Source organism: Amycolatopsis panacis (assembly GCF_003600245.1).
GTDB classification, from domain to species: domain Bacteria; phylum Actinomycetota; class Actinomycetes; order Mycobacteriales; family Pseudonocardiaceae; genus Amycolatopsis; species Amycolatopsis sulphurea.
The window spans coordinates 19,966-41,843 of the sequence record NZ_QZFV01000082.1 but is presented as its reverse complement, the minus strand read 5'-3'; the positions used below and the strand labels follow the sequence as shown (position 1 = coordinate 41,843).

Annotated in this window: 19 protein-coding genes; 9 read left to right on the top strand and 10 right to left on the bottom strand. The window is 69.7% G+C overall.

What is annotated here, in order from left to right; genetic code table 11:
- Nucleotides 1-384 precede the first annotated feature (384 nt).
- On the bottom strand, nt 385-1,062 hold the full coding sequence (locus D5S19_RS15365) for an MBL fold metallo-hydrolase (RefSeq protein ID WP_120024051.1): 678 nt from the start codon (nt 1,060-1,062) through the stop codon (nt 385-387).
- A 273-nt stretch (nt 1,063-1,335) separates the two neighbouring features.
- On the opposite strand from D5S19_RS15365, the gene uvrA reads away from it, so the two are divergent.
- A complete protein-coding gene (gene uvrA / locus D5S19_RS15360; protein WP_120024050.1) occupies nt 1,336-4,197 on the top strand; it encodes an excinuclease ABC subunit UvrA in 2,862 nt (953 codons plus the stop codon).
- A gap of 645 nt (nt 4,198-4,842) precedes the next feature.
- Nucleotides 4,843-5,310 (top strand): SRPBCC family protein, encoded by a 468-nt coding sequence (locus D5S19_RS15355; protein WP_233573935.1) that lies wholly within the window; start codon nt 4,843-4,845, stop codon nt 5,308-5,310.
- Between the two features lie 127 nt (nt 5,311-5,437).
- Here D5S19_RS15355 and D5S19_RS15350 read toward each other — a convergent pair whose 3' ends face one another.
- The gene (locus D5S19_RS15350) at nt 5,438-6,802 is read right to left on the bottom strand and encodes a cation:dicarboxylate symporter family transporter (RefSeq protein ID WP_120024019.1); all 1,365 of its coding nucleotides are present in this window, start codon (nt 6,800-6,802) and stop codon (nt 5,438-5,440) included.
- A gap of 146 nt (nt 6,803-6,948) precedes the next feature.
- Here D5S19_RS15350 and D5S19_RS15345 point away from each other — a divergent pair, with 146 nt between their 5' ends.
- Both D5S19_RS15345 and D5S19_RS15340 read left to right on the top strand, forming a co-directional pair.
- A complete protein-coding gene (locus tag D5S19_RS15345; RefSeq protein WP_120024049.1) occupies nt 6,949-8,565 on the top strand; it encodes a sensor histidine kinase in 1,617 nt (538 codons plus the stop codon).
- A 4-nt stretch (nt 8,566-8,569) separates the two neighbouring features.
- Nucleotides 8,570-9,238 (top strand): response regulator, encoded by a 669-nt coding sequence (locus D5S19_RS15340; RefSeq protein ID WP_120024018.1) that lies wholly within the window; start codon nt 8,570-8,572, stop codon nt 9,236-9,238.
- A gap of 204 nt (nt 9,239-9,442) precedes the next feature.
- Here D5S19_RS15340 and D5S19_RS15335 read toward each other — a convergent pair whose 3' ends face one another.
- Genes D5S19_RS15335 through D5S19_RS15315 form a run of 5 tightly spaced genes read right to left on the bottom strand, consistent with a single transcriptional unit; the run spans nt 9,443 to nt 16,293 of the window.
- Nucleotides 9,443-10,831: a beta-N-acetylhexosaminidase gene (locus D5S19_RS15335; RefSeq protein ID WP_120024017.1), complete on the bottom strand. Its 1,389-nt coding sequence runs from the start codon at nt 10,829-10,831 to the stop codon at nt 9,443-9,445.
- 12 nt (nt 10,832-10,843) lie between these two features.
- Nucleotides 10,844-11,968, bottom strand: a complete 1,125-nt coding sequence (locus tag D5S19_RS15330; protein WP_120024016.1) for a lactonase family protein — start codon at nt 11,966-11,968, stop codon at nt 10,844-10,846.
- A gap of 31 nt (nt 11,969-11,999) precedes the next feature.
- Complete coding sequence (locus tag D5S19_RS15325; RefSeq protein ID WP_120024015.1) at nt 12,000-13,391, bottom strand: GntP family permease; 1,392 nt, start codon at nt 13,389-13,391, stop codon at nt 12,000-12,002.
- The gene (locus tag D5S19_RS15320; RefSeq protein WP_120024014.1) at nt 13,388-14,989 is read right to left on the bottom strand and encodes an N-acyl-D-amino-acid deacylase family protein; all 1,602 of its coding nucleotides are present in this window, start codon (nt 14,987-14,989) and stop codon (nt 13,388-13,390) included. The genes D5S19_RS15325 and D5S19_RS15320 overlap by 4 nt, the downstream gene beginning before the upstream one ends.
- On the bottom strand, nt 14,989-16,293 hold the full coding sequence (locus D5S19_RS15315) for an amino acid deaminase (RefSeq protein WP_120024013.1): 1,305 nt from the start codon (nt 16,291-16,293) through the stop codon (nt 14,989-14,991). Before D5S19_RS15315 ends, D5S19_RS15320 begins: the two co-directional genes overlap by 1 nt.
- A gap of 169 nt (nt 16,294-16,462) precedes the next feature.
- On the opposite strand from D5S19_RS15315, the gene D5S19_RS15310 reads away from it, so the two are divergent.
- Genes D5S19_RS15310 through D5S19_RS15300 form a run of 3 tightly spaced genes read left to right on the top strand, consistent with a single transcriptional unit; the run spans nt 16,463 to nt 18,542 of the window.
- Complete coding sequence (locus tag D5S19_RS15310; RefSeq protein ID WP_233573944.1) at nt 16,463-17,404, top strand: sugar kinase; 942 nt, start codon at nt 16,463-16,465, stop codon at nt 17,402-17,404.
- Nucleotides 17,401-18,159: an IclR family transcriptional regulator gene (locus D5S19_RS15305; RefSeq protein WP_120024012.1), complete on the top strand. Its 759-nt coding sequence runs from the start codon at nt 17,401-17,403 to the stop codon at nt 18,157-18,159. The genes D5S19_RS15310 and D5S19_RS15305 overlap by 4 nt, the downstream gene beginning before the upstream one ends.
- Entirely contained in the window at nt 18,159-18,542 is a 384-nt protein-coding gene (locus D5S19_RS15300) for a RidA family protein (protein WP_120024011.1), read from the top strand. The genes D5S19_RS15305 and D5S19_RS15300 overlap by 1 nt, the downstream gene beginning before the upstream one ends.
- 47 nt (nt 18,543-18,589) lie before the next feature.
- Here D5S19_RS15300 and D5S19_RS15295 read toward each other — a convergent pair whose 3' ends face one another.
- From D5S19_RS15295 to D5S19_RS15285, 3 genes are all read right to left on the bottom strand, one after another.
- Entirely contained in the window at nt 18,590-19,588 is a 999-nt protein-coding gene (locus D5S19_RS15295; RefSeq protein ID WP_120024010.1) for a 1-aminocyclopropane-1-carboxylate deaminase, read from the bottom strand.
- Nucleotides 19,585-20,232, bottom strand: a complete 648-nt coding sequence (locus tag D5S19_RS15290; RefSeq protein ID WP_407641752.1) for a GntR family transcriptional regulator — start codon at nt 20,230-20,232, stop codon at nt 19,585-19,587. The genes D5S19_RS15295 and D5S19_RS15290 overlap by 4 nt, the downstream gene beginning before the upstream one ends.
- A gap of 172 nt (nt 20,233-20,404) precedes the next feature.
- Complete coding sequence (locus D5S19_RS15285) at nt 20,405-20,764, bottom strand: DUF1844 domain-containing protein (protein WP_098514479.1); 360 nt, start codon at nt 20,762-20,764, stop codon at nt 20,405-20,407.
- Between the two features lie 292 nt (nt 20,765-21,056).
- Here D5S19_RS15285 and infC point away from each other — a divergent pair, with 292 nt between their 5' ends.
- Both infC and rpmI read left to right on the top strand, forming a co-directional pair.
- Entirely contained in the window at nt 21,057-21,575 is a 519-nt protein-coding gene (infC, locus tag D5S19_RS15280; RefSeq protein WP_245915303.1) for a translation initiation factor IF-3, read from the top strand.
- Between the two features lie 61 nt (nt 21,576-21,636).
- Nucleotides 21,637-21,831 (top strand): 50S ribosomal protein L35, encoded by a 195-nt coding sequence (gene rpmI, locus D5S19_RS15275; RefSeq protein WP_120024008.1) that lies wholly within the window; start codon nt 21,637-21,639, stop codon nt 21,829-21,831.
- Nucleotides 21,832-21,878: the final 47 nt, after the last annotated feature.

Here is a 21,878-nt window from a genome sequence, read left to right as displayed (position 1 = left end):
CTTGGGCAGGCGCGTGCGATATCACGAATGCGACTACCAATGCAGAGTCGGTTGTGGCTTCTGGGCCGGCTGTGTCCCTCAATGATGTCCTGACCAGCCTCGCCGCGCACGGAGCCCGCACATGAATCGGCGGAGAAACAACAACGGCATGCGCCACGTGGCGCTGGACCCGGGCGGGACAGCCTGTCACTCGCCGAGCAGATCGCAGGAACGAGGGCATGGGTTCCCCGAACTGTGGACAGGCGGCTACACAGCTTCATGCAACTGTTCGCGGCGACTTTCTCGGCCACGTTGGGGCTGAACCCATCGAGACCCGGTTTCGCTGCGTCGGCCCCAAGCGGGGCTGCCCGCGGATAGGCAGCCCCGTTCGGGAACGTTGTCAGCTCACCAGCCGCGTTCGCGCCACTCCGGCACCTTCGGACGCTCCACGCCCAGCGTGGAGTCGTCCCCGTGACCGGGATAGAACCACGTCTCATCCGGGAGCTCGTCGAAGATGCGTGCTTCCAGGTCGTCCATCAGGCTGGTGAAGTCCGTCGGATTTGTTGTCCGCCCAGGACCACCCGGAAACAGCGAATCCCCGGTGAACAAATGCGGCGACCCCGCCGGATCGCGGTACAGCAGGGCGATCGACCCGGGTGTGTGTCCCCGCAGGTGGATCACCTCCAGAGTCACCTCGCCGAACCGGAGCGTGTCGCCGTGTTCGACCAGGAAGTCCGGGGGGATCGGCAGGGGGCCGGCGTCCAGCGGGTGGGCCGCGGTGTTCGCGCCGTTCGCACCGGCCACCGCGCCCAGGGCCTGCCAGTGGTCGTGGTGCTGGTGGGTGGTGACCACGGTGCGCAACGCGGGACGGTCCGGGCCGTGGCCGACGAGGTCGGAGATGCGGTCGGGATCGTTCGCCGCGTCGATCAGGAGTGCCTCGTTCTCGGCGCGGCACACGAGCAGGTACGTGTTGTTGTCCATCGGGCCCACGGAGAGCTTCGTGATGGTGAGGCCGTCCAGCGTGCGGCGGGCAGCGTCGCCGCCCGGTTCGACGTGCCCGGTATAGGTCTCGGCGATGTTCACGAGGTCCCACGGTAGCCGGGGGCGCCACACCGGTTCCACCCGTGCACGTACCGGTCCGGTCCCGGCGCGCCGCCTGTATCGTGGAGCGGGTCCCGCCCGCGTCCGGCGCACCGCCGGATTCCGGTCGCGGCACGCGCCCGGCCGGCCCCGGAAAGCCCGCAGAAAACCAGGTCAACGACGTGCGTCGCGGTTTTGTCGGTGGTCCCCCCTACCCTGGGCGGCGTCCGCCGGCGGCGGACGGACGAAGCTGAGAATGACTGAAGGGACGTGGGCGTGGCTGATCGCCTCGTTGTTCGCGGTGCGCGCGAGCACAACCTCCGCGGCGTTGATCTCGACCTGCCCCGCGACAGCCTGATCGTGTTCACCGGCCTGTCCGGCTCGGGCAAGTCGAGCCTCGCCTTCGACACGATCTTCGCCGAGGGGCAGCGGCGCTACGTCGAATCGCTCTCGGCCTACGCGCGGCAGTTCCTCGGCCAGATGGACAAGCCCGACGTGGACTTCATCGAGGGCCTCTCGCCCGCGGTGTCGATCGACCAGAAGTCCACCTCGCGCAACCCGCGTTCCACCGTGGGCACCATCACCGAGGTCTACGACTACCTGCGGCTGCTCTACGCCCGCGCCGGCAAGGCGCACTGCCCCCAGTGCGGCGAGGCGATCAGCAAGCAGACGCCGCAGCAGATCGTGGACCAGGTGCTGGAGATGGAGGACGGAATCCGGTTCCAGGTGCTCGCGCCGGTGGTGCGCGGGCGCAAGGGCGAGTACCTCGACCTGTTCCAGAACCTGCAGCAGCAGGGCTATGCGCGCGTGGTCGTCGACGGCACGGTGCACCCGCTCACCGACCCGCCGAAGCTCAAGAAGCAGGAGAAGCACCAGATCGGCGTGGTGATCGACCGGCTGACGGTCAAATCCGGCTCGCGGCAGCGGCTCACCGACTCGGTGGAGACCGCGCTGCGGCTCGCGGACGGGCTGGTCGAGCTGGAGTTCGTCGATCTGGACGCGGCCGATCCGCACCGGATCCGCGGCTTCTCCGAGAACCTCGCCTGCCCCAACGGGCATCCACTGGCGATCGAGGACCTCGAACCGCGGTCGTTCTCCTTCAACTCGCCCTACGGCGCCTGCCCGGAGTGCACCGGGATCGGCATCCGCAAGGAGGTCGATCCGGAGCTGGTGGTCCCGGACGACGAGCTGTCGCTGGCCGAGGGCGCCATCGCGCCGTGGGCCGGCGGGCAGAGCGCGGACTACTTCCTGCGGCTGCTGGAATCGCTGTCCGAGGCGGTCGGGTTCCGGATGGACACGCCGTGGCGGCGGCTGCCCGCACGGGTGCAGAAGGCCGTACTCCACGGCGTCGACGAGCAGGTGCACGTCCGCTACCGCAACCGGTACGGGCGGCAGCGCTCCTACTACGCGGCGTTCGAGGGCGTCATTCCGTTCCTGGAACGGCGCATGGAGCAGACCGAGTCCGAGTACATGCGCGAGCGGTACGAGGGTTACATGCGCGAGGTGCCGTGCCCGGCCTGCCAGGGCAGCCGGCTCAAGCCGGAGATCCTCGCGGTCACCCTGGAGCACGCCACCCAGGGCGAGCGGTCCATCGCCGAGGTGTGCGCGCTGTCCATCGCGGAGTCCTCGCAATTCCTCGACGAGCTGGTGCTCGGCCCGCGCGAGGAGATGATCGCCGGAGCCGTGCTCAAGGAGATCCAGGCCCGGCTGCGGTTCCTGCTCGACGTCGGGCTCACCTACCTCTCGCTCGACCGCGCCTCGGCCACGCTGTCCGGCGGCGAGGCACAGCGGATCCGGCTGGCCACCCAGATCGGCTCCGGGCTGGTGGGCGTGCTGTACGTGCTGGACGAGCCGTCCATCGGCCTGCACCAGCGCGACAACCACCGGCTGATCGAGACGCTCACCCGGCTGCGCGACCTCGGCAACACGCTGATCGTGGTGGAGCACGACGAGGACACCATCCGCTCCAGCGACTGGGTGGTCGACATCGGCCCCGGTGCCGGCGAACACGGCGGGCACATCGTGCACAGCGGGCCGTACAAGAAGCTCCTCAAGAACAAGGAGTCGCTCACCGGCGCCTACCTGTCCGGCCGCCGCGAGATCGAGGTGCCCGGGATCCGCCGCGCGGTGGACCGCAAGCGGCAGCTGACCGTGGTCGGCGCGCGCGAGCACAACCTGCGCGGGATCGACGTGTCCTTCCCACTCGGCTGCCTGGTGTCGGTCACCGGGGTGTCCGGCTCGGGCAAGTCCACCCTGGTCAACGACATCCTGGCGCAGGTGCTGGCGAACAAGCTCAACGGCGCGCGGCAGGTGCCCGGGCGGCACACCCGGGTCAACGGGCTGGGCCAGGTGGACAAGCTGGTGCGGGTGGACCAGTCGCCGATCGGGCGCACCCCGCGGTCCAATCCGGCCACCTACACCGGCGTGTGGGACCACGTGCGCAAGCTGTTCGCGGCGACCACCGAGGCCAAGGTCCGCGGCTACCAGCAGGGCCGGTTCTCGTTCAACGTCAAGGGTGGCCGCTGCGAGGCCTGCGCCGGCGACGGCACGATCAAGATCGAGATGAACTTCCTGCCGGACGTCTACGTGCCCTGCGAGGTGTGCAAGGGCGCCCGGTACAACCGGGAGACGCTCGAAGTGCACTACAAGGGCAAGACCGTGTCCGATGTGCTGGACATGCCGATCGAGGAGGCCGCGGAGTTCTTCGAGCCGATCAAGGCGATCCACCGGCACCTGCAGACCCTGGTCGACGTCGGGCTCGGCTACGTGCGTCTCGGCCAGTCCGCGCCGACGCTGTCCGGCGGTGAGGCGCAGCGCGTGAAGCTCGCCAGCGAGCTGCAGAAGCGCTCGACCGGCAAGACGGTCTACATCCTCGACGAGCCCACCACCGGTTTGCACTTCGAGGACATCAGCAAGCTGATCGGCGTGATCAACGGCCTGGTGGACAAGGGCAACACGGTGATCGTCATCGAGCACAACCTGGACGTGATCAAGACGTCCGACTGGATCGTGGACATGGGCCCGGAGGGCGGGTCCGGCGGTGGCACCGTCATCGCCGAGGGCACCCCGGAGGAGGTGGCGGCGACCGGGGGTAGTTACACCGGTGAGTACCTGCAGCACGTGCTGAACCCGGCCTGATCGCGGCGGTGTGCGCGCCGGTTCTCCCGGGCGGTGGCACGGGGACGTCCGACGAGCGGGCGGTGCAGGCCTCGGGCGGCCGGGGCGGCGCAGACGCCGGGTCGGGGATGCCGGGCGGCGAGCACGTTGGGCGACGAGGACGTTGGGCGGCCGTGGCGGCGCGCAGACGCCGGGCGGCGGGATATCGGGCGGCGAGGATATCGGGCGGATTTCGGTGTCGCTTCGCGGGCTCGTGAGACTTCGGTAGGCGTTTCGGCAGCAGGCCATACGCGGGGACAAATCCTGTTGTGGTGACCGGAATCTTGGTGAGCCCTGAGGACGCCACGTCCTTTTCGGCGCTGCGGCCCTTTCCTACGGCCGACGACCGGCCGAATTCCGGGCGTGGTGCGGTCATCCGGGCGACCGCGGCGCGGTGATCGGGGGAGCCCGCGTTCCGGCGACCGGTACCGAGGTTCGCGCCGGAATGTCTGATCGGTACCGAGGTTCGCGCCGGAATGTCTGATCGGTACCGCCGTTCGGGCCGGAATGCCCGGCCGGGGCCGCGGCTCGCGCCCGGATGTCGCGTGCGGTCTCCGCCGGTCGGCACGGAAGCCGTGCGGCCGGGGAGATCTACCATGCGAAGGGGACGAGGGGAGGTGGGTGCGGGTGGACCACGACGGCCCGGCGAGCGCCGAGTACCGGTTCCGGAGCAGCTGGTGGCTGCCCGGTGTGCCGGTCACCCGGGTCTTCGACGCGGTCGTCGACCTGGAGTCCTACCCCCGCTGGTGGCCCGATGTGCGCTCGGTGCGGCGGGTCGACGACGACACCGCGGAGGTCGTCTGCCGGTCGAGCCTGCCGTATCGGCTGGTGATCTCGATGCACCGGGAACAGCAGGATCCGGTGGCGGGCCGGGTCCGTGTCCGGCTCGGCGGTGATCTGGAGGGGGTTCTCGCCGGTGTCCTGCGCGCCGCCGGCGGGGGTACCCGGCTGGAGATCCTGCAACAGGTTCGTGCGCGCAAACCGTTGCTGCGCCGTCTGGACGTCGTGGCTCGGCCGTTCTTCCGGGCGAACCACACGTGGATGATGCGCCGGGGGCACCGCGGCCTCGCCGCCTACCTCCGCCCACCGGGCTGATCTTGCGGCGACCTCCGTTCCGCTTGCGAGCACAAAAAAGTGCCGTGTTCGTGAGCACGGGGGACGCTCACGAACACGGCACCGGGGGAGTCGCTGCCCGGCAGGGGGGACCGGGCAGCGGACCAGGTCAGCTGCCGGTGGCCACCGGCACCTGTTCCTTCGGTTGCTCCGCGGGTGCGGCAGGCGCGTCGTCGAGCAGGGTGGCCTCGTCGAACGGTGCCTGGCCGGAGAACACCTGCTGTGAACGGCCGCGGTCGAATTCCTTCATCCACGATCCGATGAGGACGGTCGCGACCGCGTTGCCGGCGAAGTTGGTCAGCGCGCGGGCCTCGGACATGAACCGGTCGATGCCGAGGATGAACCCGACGCCGTCGACCAGTTCCGGCCGGTGCGACTGCAGCCCGCTGGCCAGGGTCGCGATGCCCGCGCCGCTGACGCCCGCCGCGCCCTTCGAGGCGATGATCATGAACAGCAGCAAGGTGATCTGCTCGCCCAGGGCCAGCGGCTGGTCCTGCGCGGTGGCGATGAACAGCGTCGCCATCGTCAGGTAGATCGCGGTGCCGTCCAGGTTGAACGAGTACCCGGTGGGCACGGTGATGCCGACGACCGGCTTGCTCACCCCGAGGTGCTCCATCTTCGCGATCAGCCGCGGCAGCGCCGATTCCGAGGAGGAGGTGGACAGGATCAGCAGGAACTCGCGGCCGAGGTAGCGCAGCAGCTGGAAGATGTTCACCCGGGCGCCGAGCCAGAGTATCGCGCCGAGCACACCGAACACGAAGATCAGGCAGGTCAGATAGAAGCCGAGCATGATCACCAGCAGACTTCGCAGTGCACCCCAGCCGGTCGCGCCGACCACTGCGGCGATCGCGCCGAAGGCACCGACCGGGGCCGCCCACATGATCATCGACAGAATCCGGAACACCAGGCGCTGCACGTGCTCGATCCCGCGCAGGACCGGCGCGCCGCGCTTGCCCAGCTTCTGCAGCGCGAACCCGGCCAGCAGGGCGACCAGCAGCGTCTGCAGCACCTGGCCCTCGGTGAAGGCCGAGACGAACGAGGTCGGGATGATGCCGAGCAGGAAGTCGACACCGCCCTCGGCGCCCTTGGCCTGGGCGTGCACCTTCGACACGTCGGCCGGGTTCAGGTGCAGCCCGGTGCCCGGGTGGATCAGGTTGCCCACGATCAGGCCGATGGCGAGAGCGAAGGTCGACATCACGATGAAGTAGACCAGCGCGGTGATGCCCACCTTGCCGACCTTCGCCGCCTTCGCGACCGAGCCGATGCCGAGCACGATGGTGCAGAAGATGATCGGCGAGATCATCATCTTGATGAGGTTGACGAAACCGGTGCCCAGCGGGGCGAGGCCCTTGCCGAACGACGGCCACAGGAGCCCGACCGCGACGCCGAGTACGACGGCGGCGATCACGGCCAGGTACAGATAGCGGGTCCGGTCGCGCTTGGGCGCGGCCGCTACGGGGGTCGGTGTCGGCACCGTTGCCTCCAGCTCGGGATCAAGTGGAACGCTGGTCACTATGCGGGCCGGATATGACCAGCGTCACTGTTGTGTTCATTGAGTTCGCACGGTCGTGTCCGGTGTGGACTCCCGCGCCGCGTGCCGCGCTGTCCCCACCGGGTCGGATGTGCTGGTATGGACGGGTGCCCTCGACGCCGCGGATTCGCACGAGCCGCTGGAGCCTGGCCCGTCAGCTGCTGGCCCTGCAGCTGACGGTCCTGCTCGTGATCGTCGCGGGCGGGATCACTATTGCGTATCTGGACGCGAAGCGCAGCACGACCGACCGGGCACGCGAGCAGTCGCTGGCCGTCGCCCGGACGACCGCCGACGCGCCGGACGTGGTGCGCGCAGTGTCCACACCGGACCCGACCAAGACGCTTCAGCCCTACGCGCTGCGGGTGATCGCGGATACCACCGTGGACTTCGTGACGATCATGTCGCCGCAGGGGATCCGCTACACCCACCCGAATCCGGCGCTGATCGGTGGTCAGTTCCTCGGGCACATCCGCGCCGCGCAGGAGGGCGGGGTCCTCACCGAGACCTACACCGGTTCGCTGGGGCCGTCGGTGCGCGCGGTGGTGCCGGTGTTCGGCCCGGGGCACCGGGTGGTCGCGCTCGTGGCGGTGGGCATCACGATCGCCGCGATCAGCGCGGAACTGCAGGACCGGGTGTTGCCGCTGCTCGGGGTCGCCGCGGCGGTGCTGCTGGTCGGCGCCTGTGGTGGCTGGCTGATCAGCGTCCGGCTCAAACGCCAGACCCGCGGGATCGCCCCGGACGAGCTGAGCAACCTGTTCGAATACCACGAGGCTGTGCTGCACTCGGTCCGCGAGGGCGTGCTGCTCGTCGGCCGGGACGGCGTGATCGGGCTCTGCAACGACGGTGCGCGCACGCTGCTGGGGCTGACCGGCGACCCGGTCGGGCGGCCGGTGTCCGAACTCGGGCTGCCGCCGGAACTGGCCGCCTCGTTCACCGCGCCGGAGACCCGGACCGAACAGCTGCACCTCACCGATTCCCGGGTCCTGCTCGTCGGGACCACGCTGGTGAGTTCCGGCGGCCGGGCGCAGGGCACCGTGGTGATCCTGCGCGACCACACCGAACTGCAGGCCCTGACCGGCGAGCTGACCACGGCGCGCAGCCTGTCCGAGGCGCTGCGTTCGCAGGCGCACGAGGCGGCGAATCGGCTGCACACCGTGGTTTCGCTGGTCGAGCTGGGCCGTCCGGAGGACGCGGTGGAGTTCGCGACCGCGGAACTCGCGCTGGCCCAGGAATTGACCGATCGGGTGATGAGCGCGGTCGCCGAACCGGTGCTCGCCGCGTTGCTGCTCGGCAAGGCCGCGGAGGCCAGTGAGCGCGGGGTCGAGTTCACCATCACGCCGGACACCGTGATCGACGATCAGGGCCTCGGCGTGGCCGGCCGGGATCTGGTGACGATACTGGGAAACCTGGTGGACAACGGCATCGACGCGGCGGCCCGCGGCACGGGCGGGCGGCCCGCGGTCGTGGTCACCGCGCGCTCCGGGGACGACGGGCTGCTGCTGCGGGTCGCCGACAACGGGCCGGGAGTGCCGGAGGACGCGATGGAAGACCTGTTCCGCCGGGGCTGGTCGACGAAGGCGGACAAGGGACACGGCCTGGGGCTGGCGCTGGTGGCGCAGGCCGTCCGGCGGTATGGCGGCAGTATCGACGTGGGCTCCGACGGTGGCGCGGTGTTCACGGTCCGGTTGCCGAGGCAGGAGAGGTGACGCGGTGATCCGGGTTCTGGTGGTGGAGGACGAGCCGGTGGCGGCCGATGCGCATCGGCTCTACGTCGAGCGGTTGCCCGGCTTCGAGGTGGCCGGGGTGGTGCATTCCGGCGGCGACGCACTGCGGTTCTGCGAACGCGAGCAGGTGGACCTGGTGCTGCTCGATTTCTACCTGCCCGACACGCACGGGCTGGCGGTGTGCCGCTCGCTGCGTGCGGCCGGTCTGCCGATCGACGTGATCGCAGTGACCTCCGCGCGGGATCTGGCGCTGGTCAAGACCGCGGTGTCCGTCGGCGTGGTGCAGTACCTGCTGAAGCCGTTCACTTTCGCGTCGCTGCGGGAGAAGCTGGAACGCTACGCGGCATTCCACCAGGCCTCTGGTGAGGTGACCGGCCAGGCCGAGATCGACCGGGCGCTGGCCACCTTGCGCACCACCGAACACACGTCCCTGCCCAAAGGCATGAGCGCCCACACCCTCGAAGCGATCACCGAAGCACTCGCGGGCGCTGCCGAGGGGCTGTCGGCCGGCGGCGCGGGCAGCGCGATCGGGGCCTCCCGCGTCACCGCCCGCCGTTACCTGGAGTACCTCGCCGACAACGGTCTGGCCCGCCGTGAACCTCGATACGGCCAGGTCGGGCGCCCCGAGGTCTGGTACCGCCTGCGTTCCGGATAGCAACCCGGGTGTATAACGACCTATACAGAACCTCGTGCGGCGATTCCTTCGATGGGGGACCGGTCCTGCGCTGATCGCGCTAGCGTTCCCGCGAACGCGAAGGAGAACCCTACGGTCTCTTGGCGGCCGGCGTCGACACGGCCTGTGAACGCGTGGAATCCGTTGGCGCGCCGGTGGTTCAGCATCTGCGGCCTACGCCGTAACTCAGCGAGGCCGTCCGGGAACTCCGGGCCGGGTCTGCCACGGGTGCGGTCCGTCGAGCGGGCGGTATTCCACCCCGAGTGCGTCCAGTCGGGGCAGGTGGTGTTCTCGCAGCCGGGGGAGGAACTCGGCGAAGTCTCGTGGTCCGCTGCTCCACGCGACCTCCGCGAAGGCGCACAGCCGGGGGAACGCCGCATAGTCCACCCGTCGCACGCTGTCCATGTGCTCGCTCCAGAGCTGTGCCTGCACTCCGCGCAGCCGCGGGCCGGCCAGATCGGGTTCGTACCGGTAGACGTCTTCCAGCGTACGGCGGTAGCCGACCGGAATCGGCTCGTCGGGATGGTCGCTCTGCCGGTGGTCCAGGTAGAGCCGGTCCTCGGGGCAGAGTATGACGTCGTGGCCGAGTTCCGCGGCGCGGACGCCGTGTGCGCCGTCGCGCCAGACGCCGATCACCATCGGTGGCAGCGGGCCGGTGTCGAGCACCTCGTCCCAGCCGAGTGGGGTTCGGCCGCGGTCGGTCAGGTGTTCGGCGATCGTGCGTAGGAGCCTGCCGTGCGCCTCGGTCGCGCCGGGCACTTCGTCGCCGCCGAGGCCGATCACGGGGGAGGGGAAGACGTCCAGCACGTGATCGAAGACCGCGCGAAAGAAGTCCACTGTGGACTCTGAAGGGTCGAGCAGTGCGGTGCTGATTCCCCATGCGGTCCAGACTTCCCAGCCGGCGGCCGGGTCCGGGCCGAGTTCCGGGTAGGCCGCGATGGCTGCCCTCGCGTGCCCGGGGAGGTCGATTTCCGGCACGACGGTGACCGCGCGCTCGGTCGCGTAGGCGACGATCTCCCGCAGGTCGGCGGTGGTGTAGAAGCCGCCGTGCGGACGGCCGTCGCGTTCCGGGCCGTCGTGCCTGCCCACCATCGACGAGCGCCGCCAGCCGCCCACCGACGTCAGCTTCGGGAACTGTGGCACCTCGATGCGCCAGACCTGATCGTCGGTGAGATGCAGGTTGAGCACGTTCAGCTTGTGCGCGGCCAGCAGGTCGACGAAACGCAGTACCTCGGCCTTCGTGCGAAAGTGCCGGGCGACGTCCAGCAGGCAGCCGCGCCAGCGCAGTTTCGGGTGGTCTTCGACCACGCCGCACGGCAGGACGAGTCCACCGTGGAGGGAAGCGGCGCGGAATGCGTCCGGCCCGGCGAGCTGGCGCAGCGTCTGGCGGCCATGGTGTTCCCCGGCCGGATCGGCGGCGGACAGCGTGATCCTGCCGGGCGTGATCGCCAGCCGGTAGCCCTCCGCGGGCAGATCCGGGCCGGCTCGCACCGCGACCGGCGCGGGCCATGCGCAGCTGCCCGGCGCCTCGGTGACCGAGACCGGACGGGGGAGCAAGGTTGCGAAACCGGGCATCGGCTTTCCTGATCAGGCGAAGAAGACCGAGTTGACGCTGGGCACCGCGAGCGAACCGGCGGCTTTGCCGGGCAGCCCGGTCGAAGCGTCTCGGGGCAGCCAGGTGATCGTGCCGGAACGCTGGTTGGATACGTAGAACCACTGCTCGTCGGCGTCGAGCGTGAGGTGCCGCGGCCAGGTACCGCCGGTGTCCACACTGGACACCAGTGTCAGCTTGGAACCGTCGACGGTGAAGGTGGCGATGGTGTTCGGCCCGCGCACGGTGGCGTGGACGAACTTCCCGTCCCCGGAAACGGCGATCTCGCCCGGGAAGAGGTCGCCGCTGCTGCCCGGCGGCACTGCCGGAACGACCGTGTGCGGGATGAATTCGCCGTTACAGGAATCCCAGCTCGCCACGGTGATCTCGGGCCGGAGTTCCTGCGCGAGGTAGGCGTGTTTGCCGTCCGGGTGGAAGGCCAGGTGTCGTGGCCCGGCTCCGGTGGGCAGCGTGACGTGCTTGTGCAGCGCCAGTTTCCCGGTGCCGACGTCGAGGGTGTAGACGTAGACCGAGTCCGCGCCGAGGTCCACCGACAGCACCCACTTGCCGGACGGATCGTTCACCACCTGGTGCGCATGCGCCTGACGGTCCTTGCCGGTGTGCTGCTGGAGATCGGTGGCCGCGCCGAGCTGCCCGCCGTCCTCGATCGGCAACACGACCACGCTGCCGGAGCCGTAGTTGGCCGCCAGCACGAACTTCTGACTGGCGTGCACCGACAGATGCGTTGGCGCAGCGCCCTGCGACGGGCTGGACCCGAGCAGCTTCGGGTTCGCCACGTCGCCGATGTCCAGTGCGGATACTGCGCCGTCAGGGTCGCCTTCGTTGGTCATGTACAGCGTGCGGCCGTCGCGGCTGCGGTCGAACCAGGACGCGTCCGGTATTCCGGTCACGGTCCGGACCGCCGACAGCGCCGGGTCGTCGCCGGTCCGGCCGACCACGTCGAGCCCGTGCCCGGCGACCGAACTGCTGGTGTAGCTGCCGACATACGCCGTGGTGCCTGGCGACCACGGCGTGGCCCCGGCGAGCTGCGAGCCGAGCACGGTGGCTGCTCCGGCCGCGCCTGCCGCGCCGAGGAACGTGCGACGGGATACTGCGGTCATCGGGTTCTCCCTGCTGTCGCGCCCATGTGGTTCAGACCACGGTCATGGCCAATGCTGCCACGGCGAAACCGCTCAGGGAAAGGACCGTTTCCAGCGCGGTCCAGGTCTTCAGCGTCTGCGGCACAGTCAGCCCGAAGTACCGGGACACGATCCAGAACCCGCCGTCGTTCACGTGGGAGGCGATGATCGAGCCCGCCGAGATCGCGACCACGATCAGCGCCAGCTGTGGTTGCGAATAGTGCAGGTCGAGCACGGTGGGTGCGACGATGCCACCGGTGGTAACGATCGCCACGGTGGCCGAGCCCTGTGCGATGCGCAGGCCGCAGCTGATCACGTACGCGGCGAGGATGATCGGCAGCCCGGCGTCGCCGAGCGAACCGGCGACCGCCTTGCCGATGCCGGTCGCGGAAAGCACGGCGCCGAAGAACGAGCCCGCGCCCACCACCAGCAGGATCATCGCGACCGGGCGCAGGGCGTTGCCCGACAGCTGGGCGAGATCGGCGCCGGTCATGCCCCGGCGGCGGCCGAGCAGCCACGAGGCGAGCAGGGTGGCGATGGTCAGCGCGATCGCCGGGGTGCCGAGGAACGCGGCCACGCCCGCCCCTGTGGAGTTCTTCGGCAGCAGGATACTGCCGAAGGTGCCCACCAGGATCAGCACCAGCGGCACCGCGATGATGCCGCCGACCAGCGCCAGCGACGGCGGGGTACGGCCGTCGTCCTCGTCGTCCCCGGCCAGCGTCGCGAATTCCTCGGCCAGCCCCACGTTCACCCGGTTGCCGATCCAGGTGGAGTAGAGGATGCCGCCGACGAACCAGGCCGGGATCCCGCAGATGGCGCCCATCAGGATCAGCCAGCCGAGGTCCACGTGCAGCAGCCCGGCCGCGGCGACCGGCCCCGGGTGCGGCGGAATGAACGCGTGCGTGATGGAAAGCCCGGCCAGCAACGGCATCGCGTACAGCACGATCGACCGGCCGCCCTGCTTCGCCGCCGCGTAGACCAGTGGGGCGAGCACGAAGATGCCGATGTCGAAGAACACCGGGATGCCGAAGATCAGGCCGGACAGGCCCATCGCCAGCGGTGCCCGTTTCTCGCCGAACGCCCGCAGCAGCGCCGCGGTCAGCACCCGGGCGCCCCCGGATCGCTCCAGGATCGAACCGAGCAGGGTGCCCAGCCCGATGATCGCGGCGATGTGCCCGAGAATGCTGCCGAAACCCTTTTCCAGCAAGGAATCCGAGGTCTTCTGCGCGGTGCCGACCAGGCTGCCCACCGGCACCCCCGCGGCCAGCGCGGTGAGCAGGCCCACCACGATCAGCGCGATGAACGGTTCGACCTTCACCTTGATGATGAGCACGAGCAGCACCGCGATGGACAGCGCGGCGAGGGTGAGCAGACCGCCGGTGCTGGTCTGCAGCCAGTGGATCATCGACCCATGCCCGGGTGACGAAGGGCGTGCCCGGCGAGCGCGCCGGTGGGCCGGGTGTCTTCTAACGCGGCGACGCCGTTGACGAAGACGTGGGAGATGCCCGTGGCGGCCTGTCGCGGGTCCTCGAAGGTCGCGGTGTCGGAGATCGTGTCAGGATCGAACAGCACCAGGTCGGCGGCGTACCCGGGGCGGATCAGGCCACGGTCGGCCAAACCGAGCCGCCGTGCGGCGCGTCCGGTGAGGTGCGCGATACAGCCGGCCAGATCGAGCACGCCCAGTTCGCGCACGTACCGGGCGAGGTAGCGCGGGAACGTGCCCCAGGCGCGGGGATGCGGCCGGTCGCCGACCAACAGCCCGTCCGAACCACCGGTGTGCGTGCGGTGGCGCATGATCGCCCGCACGTTCTCCTCGTGCCCGACGTGCAGCAGGCAGGAGGTGCCGAGCCGCTCGTCGAGCAGAGTGTCGAAGTACATTTCGGACGGTGATTTTCCGGCCGCTCGCGCGGAATCGGCGACGCTGCGGCCGACGAGTGCGGAGTTCTCGATCCGGCGGACGCCGTTGATCTCGATGGTGTGCCAGTCGACCGGCACGCCGTGCGCACCGTCCGAACCGGACTCTTCCAGTGCCAGGCGGATCCGCTCGCGAGTGTCCTGATCGGACAGACGGGCCAGCGTCGCCGCGGTCCCGCCCTCGGCGGCCCAGCTGGGCAGCAGTGCGGACAGGTAGGTAGCGCCCGGCAGGTAGGGGTAGCTGTCCAGCGTGATGTCGCAACCCTCGTCGAGCGCGTCGTCGAGCAGGCGCAGCAGTTCCGGCGCTTTTCCTTTGTTGACGGAGAAATTCATCGTGGCGTGCGCGAGGTGCAGCGGACAGCCCGAACGGCGGGAGATCCCGATCATCTCCGCGAACGCCTCCAGCGCACCGGCCCCGTAGCTGCGGTGGTGCGGGCTGTAGTAGCCGCCGCGCTCGCCGACCACCCGGCACAGCTCGATCAGCTCGTCGTTGCTCGCGTACATCCCCGGCGTGTACGTGAGCCCGGACGACAGGCCGAACGCGCCCTCGGCCATGCTGGTCGCGACCAGCTCCTTCATCCGCGCCAACTCGGCCTCGGTGGCCGGCCGGTCGTCCCAGCCGAGTGCGAGCATCCGCACCGTCCCCTGGGGAACCAGGTAGGCGGCGTTCACTGCGATGCCCCGGTCGAGCCGGTCGAGGTACTCGCCGACCGACCGCCAGTTCCAGTCGAACCCGGGCGGATCGTCGTTCCAGCCGGCCAGCTGTCCGCGCAGCGCGGCGAGCACCTCGTCGTCCACCGGTGCGTAGGAGAGCCCGTCCTGGCCCAGCACTTCGGTGGTCACGCCCTGGCTCACCTTGGCGAGATGGTCCGGCGCGCAGAGCAGTTGCAGGTCCGAATGCGAGTGCATGTCGATGAACCCGGGGGAGAGCACCTGCCCGGTGGCGTCCAGGACGCGGGCCGCGGTGAGCGTGCCCGGCGCGTCGACCTCGGCGATCCGGCTGCCGACCAGCCCGACGTCTTGCCGGACCAGGGGTGCCCCGGTGCCGTCGGCGACCTGCGCGCCGCGGATCACGGTAGTACTACTCATCAGAACCACGTCCGTACGAAGTCGATCACGGTCTCGCCGTCGGTGTCCACCACCGGCAGCAGCGGCCATTTGTCGAAGGTCGTGCAGGGATGGGACACGCCGAGCCGCACCCAGTCGCCGACCTCGACCGGCGAATCCGCGGGCAGGGTGAGGAAAGTGTGCTGGTCGTTCATCTTGGGCACGGTGTGCCCGGTCAGCGCGTTGACCATGCCGTCCTTGCGCAGCAGCTGGGGTTCGGGCATGCCTTCGTCGTAGGGCAGGTCGCGCTTGCCCGCGGTCAGCAGGGCCAGTTCCGCTGACGGCTTTGAAGTCACCTGAGCCCAGGCGTGGAGCGCGGGGCGAAACCTCTCGACGCCGTTGATGCGGGGATGTGCTCCGAGCGGCGAGATTTCGCGGTAGAAGCCGTCGTCGTGCGTCAGGTAGGCGCCGCTGCGGAGAATCGGGAGCACATCCAGTCCGTCTGGCCACGGCTTGGTCAGCTCGTCCACGACGCGGTCGAAGTAGGCGCTGCCGCCCGCTGTCACGTACACAGGGCCGTCTGCGAGCAGGCCCTTTTCGGCGAACGAGACGGCGAGGTCGCGCACGCCGTCGATATAGGAGCTGATCTTCGCCAACGCCGTGGTGTCGCTGTGGTGCGAAAGCGCTCCTTCGTAACCACCGGTGCCCCTCAACCGCAGCGCAGGGCTCTTCGCGACGGCTTCGGCGACCGCGTACGCCGTCGCCGAATCGCGTACGCCGGTACGCCCGCCTTCGCCGCCCAGTTCGACGAGGACGTCCACCGGCCGTGGTGCTTCCGAGAGCGCGTCGGTCATCAGCTCGACACCACGGACCGAATCGACCCAGCAGGCGAACTCGAAGTCCGGATCCGCCGCCAGCTCACCGGCCAGCCAGCGCAGCCCCGAGGGGTCCACGAGCTGGTTCGCCAGCAGGATCCGGGAAACTCCGAAGGTGCGGTAGATCCGTACGTGCCCGGCGTTCGCCGCGGTGATGCCCCACGCGCCGTACGCGAGCTGCCGGGCGAACAGCTCGGGCGCCATCGTGGTCTTGCCGTGCGGTGCGAGGACGACCCCGCGTTCGGCGCACCAGCGCGCCATGGTGCGCAGGTTGTGCGCCAGCTCCGCCGCACCGAGCACCACGAACGGGCCGAAGAACCCGTCGCCGAACAGGTTCGCGCGGCGGGCCGCGGCCTCGTCGAGGGTGAGCCCGGCGAGCGCCGGCGCGATCGAACGGAACCGCCAGTCGATGCGTTCCCCGCGCCCGGCGCGGACGGCGGCGTCCAAGGCGGTCTTACCGGAGCTGGTCATCTCGGCACCTCGGTTGCGTATATTGCAACGGACGTTGCGCAGAATGCGCTGATCAGGTGTAGCATCCCAGTCGCTACCGGTCAACGGAAAGAGAGTGGGGAGTACCGCTGTGACGACCAGGGCGAGCGGTCCGGCCGGCCCGCCGGAGGTGCTCTGCGTGGGCGAGTCGATGGCCTTGTTCGTCCCGGCCGAACCCGGCCCGCCGGACGAGGTCCGCGCCTGGCTGCGCACCGTCGGCGGAGCGGAATCGAACGTCGCCTCGCACCTGCCCGCTCTTGGCGTGTCCAGCGCTTGGGTGAGCGCGGTCGGTGACGATCCGTTCGGCCGCGCCATCGTTCGCGAGATCGCCGCCGCCGGTGTCGGGGTCGGCGGCGTGGTCGTGGACCCGGCGCGGCCGACCGGCCTGTACCTCAAGGAGTCCGGGGTCGGTGGCAGCCCGGTGCGGTACTACCGGACCGGGTCGGCGGCATCCGCGATGGGGCCGGATCTGCTTGCACGGCTGGATTTCTCCGGGGTGCGGGTGCTGCACCTCTCCGGCATCACCCCGGCGTTGTCCGGCAGCTGCGAGGCGCTCGTACGGGCGCTGCTGGACCTGCCGCGCGACGAGCTGATCGTGTCCTTCGACGTCAACCACCGCCCGGCGTTGTGGGCCGGCCGCGACCTGTCCGTGCTCCGTGAACTGACCGCCCGCGCGGACCTCGTGCTGACCGGCGACGACGAGGCGGAGCGCGTGTGGGGGACCGGCGATCCGGTGCGGTTGCGGGAATTGCTGCCCGATCCCCGCACGCTGGTGGTCAAGCACGGCGAACGCGGAGCGACCCTGATGGAGGGCAGTGCGGACCCGCTGTTCGCGCCCGCACTGCGTGTCGACGTGGTCGAGCCGGTCGGCGCCGGGGACGCCTTCGCCGCCGGATTCCTGGCCGCCACCCTGCGGGACGCGGACCCCCTCACACGCCTGCGTCGCGGCCATCTTCAGGCCGCGGCGACGTTGCTGACCCACGACGACGTCGGCGCGCCGCTACCGGAACAGGTCGTGACCGAGTTGCTGAAGGCAGACGCCGAAGGCTGGGGCGCCGCGCGGCTGACGGTCGGGGGTGTGCTGGCCTCGTGAGTCAAAGCCTGGACCGCGCCCTGACGGTGCTCGACGGTCTCGCGCGCGGCGCGCGGACACTTGACGAGCTGGCCGAAGAGATCGGCGTGCACAAGACGACCGTGCTGCGTCTGCTGCGCACGCTGGAGTCACATCACTTCGTACGGCGCGAAGGAACCCGGCATTACCGGCTCGGCAGCGCGCTGTTCGATCTCGCGAACCAGGCGTTGGAAGAGCACGACGTACGCCGTAGTTCACATGAAGCTCTCGCGGCTCTCAACGCGCGTACGGGCCACACCGTGCACCTCGCGTCCTACGAAGACGGTGAGGTCGTGTACATCGACAAGTACGAAGGCCGTCATTCCGTTCGGATGTACTCGCGCATCGGGAAACGCGCGCCACTGCATTGCACAGCAGTCGGCAAGGTTCTCGTCGCAGCGATGCCACCGGCAGAGCGTCGCGAGCTGGCGTACGCCCTGGACTACCTGGTCATGACGCCCCACACGATCACGACGCCCGAGGCGTATCTGGCTGAGCTGGATCGCGTCCAGAAGCTCGGGTACGCAGTGGACAACGCGGAGCACGAAGACTTCATCCACTGCATCGCGGCTCCGATCCGCGGCGCCGGAGGGGAAGTGCTGGCCGCGGCGTCGATTTCGGTGCCCAGGATTCTGCTCGACTACGACGGCCTGCTGGCACTCGTCCCCGAACTGCGGGCGGCGACCGGGGAAGCTTCCGTCCACAGTGGATGGACGGGGAACGGAAAGGGGCACTGATGGGCAAGACGGCGTTCACCACGAAGGACGCGCCGCAGCCGCCGGCGAAGTTCTCGCAGGCCGTCCGCAAAGGGAACATCCTCCAGGTGGCCGGGCAGGTCGCCTTCGACGCGGCCACCGGCGCCGTGGTCGGCGACGACGTGGCCGGTCAGACCCGCCAGGTGTTCAAGAACCTCGAAACGGTCCTCGCCGAAGCCGGATCGAGCCTGGCCGACGCGGTGATGGTGCGCGTGTACCTGACCGACACCAGCCACTTCGCCGCGTTCAACGAGGTCTACGACGAGCTGATCGGCGAAGCCCCGTACCCCGGCCGTACGACCGTGTACGTGGGCCTGCCCGCCGGGCTCCTCGTGGAGATCGACGTCCTCGCCGTCGTGGACTGAACGACTCTGTTGCCCGGCCGCGGAAACCGTGACCGGGCAACAGCCGATCAGCCGAGCACGCTCGTGTACGCGTTGATCGCGGGCTGCCCGCCCAGATGCGCGTACAACACGTTCGCCCCGGCCGGAATCTCCCCGCGCCGCACCAGATCGATCAGCCCGGCCATCGACTTCCCCTCGTACACCGGGTCGGTGATCATCCCCTCCAGACGGGCGGCGGTGCGGATCGCGTCCAGCGTCGATTCGTCCGGGATGCCGTAGATCCCCGCGTGGTAGCGCTCGTCGAGCAGCACCTCGGGGGGCTGCCCGGCGCCGAGCAGATCCGCGGTGCGCCCCGCGATCCGTCCGATCTGCGCCCGCGTCTCGGCCGGTTTCGCCGAGGCGTCGATGCCGAGGATCCGCCGCGGCTTTCCGCTCACCGCGACCCCGGCGAGCATCCCCGCCTGCGTGCTGCCGGTGACCGAACAGACCACGATCGTGTCGAAGAAGACGCCGAGTTCCCGTTCCTGCGCTTCGAGTTCCAGCACCCAGTTCGCGAAGCCGAGCCCGCCGAGCCGGTGGTCCGACGCGCCGGCCGGGATCGCGTACGGCCGTCCGCCCGCGGCTTCCACCTCGGCCAGCGCCTGCTCCCAGCTCTCCTTGAACCCGATGCCGAACCCGGCCTCGACCAGCCGCACATCTGCGCCGAGGAGCCGGGAGAGCTGGATGTTGCCGACCCGGTCGTGCAGCGGATCGTGCCAGTCCACCCAGCTTTCCTGGATCAGCACGGCCCGCATCCCGGCCCGCGCCGCGGCCGCCGCGACCTGCCGGGTGTGGTTGGACTGCACCCCGCCGATGGAGACCAGCGTGTCCGCACCCTGCGCGAGCGCGTCCGCGACCAGGTACTCCAGCTTGCGGGTCTTGTTGCCGCCGAACGCGAGCCCCGAGTTGAGGTCCTCGCGCTTGGCCCACACCGAGGCACCGCCGAGGTGCTCGGTCAGCCGGTCCAGCCTGTGCACCGGCGACGGCCCGATCAGGAGGGGGAAACGGGGGAAATCGGCCAGGCTCATTGGTCCTCCAAGAGCGCTTCGAGGTCGGTCCAGATGGTCGCGGTGACCCGGGCGGCAGTGGCCCCATCACCGGCTTCGAGCGCCGCGATGAGTTCGTCGTGCCGCTTCACCGAACGCTGCGCGGGCAACGAACTGAAGCGCGCGTACTCCACCCTTCGCAGCAGCGGTGTGTACCGCCCGAGCGTCACGGCGACAGCACGGTTGTCACACACACGCACCGGTACGTCGTGCAACTCATCGTCTGCTTCGATCGCTGCGCCCACGTCGCCCTTCGCGACCGCTGCGGCGAACCGCTCATTCGCCGTACGCATCTCGGCGATGTGCGCGCGCCCGAGCCGGGGGAGCGCTTCGCGTACGGCGAGTTCGTGCAACGCGCGCACCAGCCGCACCGCATCCCGCACGTCGTCCGCGACGAACTCCGCAACCCGCGTGTAACTCTGCGGTTTGGACGCGACGAGTCCGTCCTCGGCCAGCCGGAGCAACGCCTGCCGCACCGGCGCCCGGGAAAGCCCGAGCTGCTCGGCGAGGTCGGCGTCGCGCAGCGGCGTGCCCGGCACGAGGCTGCCGTCGATGATCGCGTGCCGGATCCGCTCGTACGCCTCGTCACGCAGCAACGGCCGGGAAACACGGGGGAGTGCACTCACATCTAACATGTTAGATGTCGCCGAGAGGTTAGGCAATACCGAATGGTCCGGCTGTCGCTGGGGCGCCTGGTCACGAGGTTGTGGACCTGTATCCCTGCCTCGGCGGAGTTGCCCGCTCGGCGGGCGAACAGCGATCCGTTCCGTCCGCCCGCCCGTGCGATCGCGGCCGGGCTCAGTACACCGGTCCGGTGTACTTCTCGCCCGGTCCCTGCCCCGGCGGATCCGGGACGACGGACGCTTCGCGGAACGCTTTCTGCAGGGACTGGAGCCCGTCCCGCAGCGGTGCGGCGTGCAGCCCGAGGTACTCTGCCGATGCGGTGACCAGCCCGGCCAGTGCGGTGATGAGCCGGCGCGCCTCGTCGAGGTCGCGGTGCGGCGAGTGCTCCGGATCGGCGTCGGCCAGCCCGAGCCGTTCGGCACCCGCGGACAGCAGCATCACGGCCGCGCGGCTGATCACCTCGACGCTCGGGATGTCCGCCAGTGCGCGGTCGTCCGGGGAATACGGGGGCGGTGGCGAAGGTTGTTCTGACACGTCTGGTACCCTTCCACGAGCGACCAGCCCCTGAGCGATCGGGGGCGGCAAGTGGAGCCCCGCTCCCACCCGCGTCACCGACCGAGGTGTCCGGGTCCGGTCTCGCCGAGATACTGAGTGCCGTTGCCGGCATGGCGGTATTCCGGCGATCGGAGACAGAGCGGGCCCCGTGCACCGGCAGCAGCCGGCGGCGGGGCCTCAGTCTTGTGGGCACCAGGTCGAAACGAGAAACTGATACTCGGACCAAGGAGGCCCCATCAGCTCCGAGACACGCATCAACGAACGCATCCGGGTGCCGGAGGTCCGGCTCGTCGGCCCGAACGGCGAGCAGGTCGGCATCGTCCGGATCGAGGATGCGCTCCGGCTTGCCCAGGAGGCGGATCTCGACCTCGTCGAGGTCGCCCCGCAGGCGCGACCGCCGGTGGCCAAGCTCATGGACTTCGGCAAGTTCAAGTACGAGAGCGCGCAGAAAGCCCGCGAGTCCCGCCGGAACCAGCAGCTGACCGTCATCAAGGAACAGAAGCTGCGTCCCAAGATCGACCAGCACGACTACGAGACCAAGAAGGGTCACGTGTCGCGATTCCTGGCTGCCGGCAACAAGGTCAAGGTCACGATCATGTTCCGCGGGCGCGAGCAGTCGCGGCCGGAGCTCGGCTACCGGCTGCTGCAGAAGCTCGCCGACGACGTCACCGAGCTCGGTTTCGTCGAATCCTCGCCGAAGCAGGACGGCCGCAACATGATCATGGTGCTGGCCCCGCACAAGAACGTGAAGCCGAAGGCGGCCAAGGCCGAAACGGCACCCGAGGCGTAACCAGCACAGTTCAGCGGCACACCGGGGCACCGGTGTGCCGCCGCACGGAAGAGGAACAACCATGCCGAAGATGAAGACGCACAGCGGGACGTCGAAGCGGGTGCGCGTGACCGGCTCGGGCAAGCTGCGCCGCCAGAAGGCCGGCCGCCGCCACCTGATGGAGAAGAAGTCGAACCGCCTCACCCGCCGGCTCGAGGGCACCACCGAGGTCGCCAAGAGCGACGTGGGCCGCGTCAAGCGCCTGCTCGGCCGCTGACTCCGCCCCCCACACTTTCCCGACCACTCCGGGGTCTGTGAACCCCC

Coding starts and splice junctions, on each gene's coding strand:
- D5S19_RS15300 (WP_120024011.1), top strand. CDS start 18,159: ATGGGCAAGACGGCGTTCACCACGAAGGACGCGCCGCAGCCGCCGGCG.
- D5S19_RS15325 (WP_120024015.1), bottom strand. CDS start 13,391: ATGATCCACTGGCTGCAGACCAGCACCGGCGGTCTGCTCACCCTCGCC.
- D5S19_RS15320 (WP_120024014.1), bottom strand. CDS start 14,989: ATGAGTAGTACTACCGTGATCCGCGGCGCGCAGGTCGCCGACGGCACC.
- rpmI (WP_120024008.1), top strand. CDS start 21,637: ATGCCGAAGATGAAGACGCACAGCGGGACGTCGAAGCGGGTGCGCGTG.
- D5S19_RS15310 (WP_233573944.1), top strand. CDS start 16,463: ATGGCCTTGTTCGTCCCGGCCGAACCCGGCCCGCCGGACGAGGTCCGC.
- D5S19_RS15295 (WP_120024010.1), bottom strand. CDS start 19,588: ATGAGCCTGGCCGATTTCCCCCGTTTCCCCCTCCTGATCGGGCCGTCG.
- D5S19_RS15330 (WP_120024016.1), bottom strand. CDS start 11,968: ATGACCGCAGTATCCCGTCGCACGTTCCTCGGCGCGGCAGGCGCGGCC.
- D5S19_RS15315 (WP_120024013.1), bottom strand. CDS start 16,293: ATGACCAGCTCCGGTAAGACCGCCTTGGACGCCGCCGTCCGCGCCGGG.
- D5S19_RS15335 (WP_120024017.1), bottom strand. CDS start 10,831: ATGCCCGGTTTCGCAACCTTGCTCCCCCGTCCGGTCTCGGTCACCGAG.
- D5S19_RS15345 (WP_120024049.1), top strand. CDS start 6,949: ATGTGCTGGTATGGACGGGTGCCCTCGACGCCGCGGATTCGCACGAGC.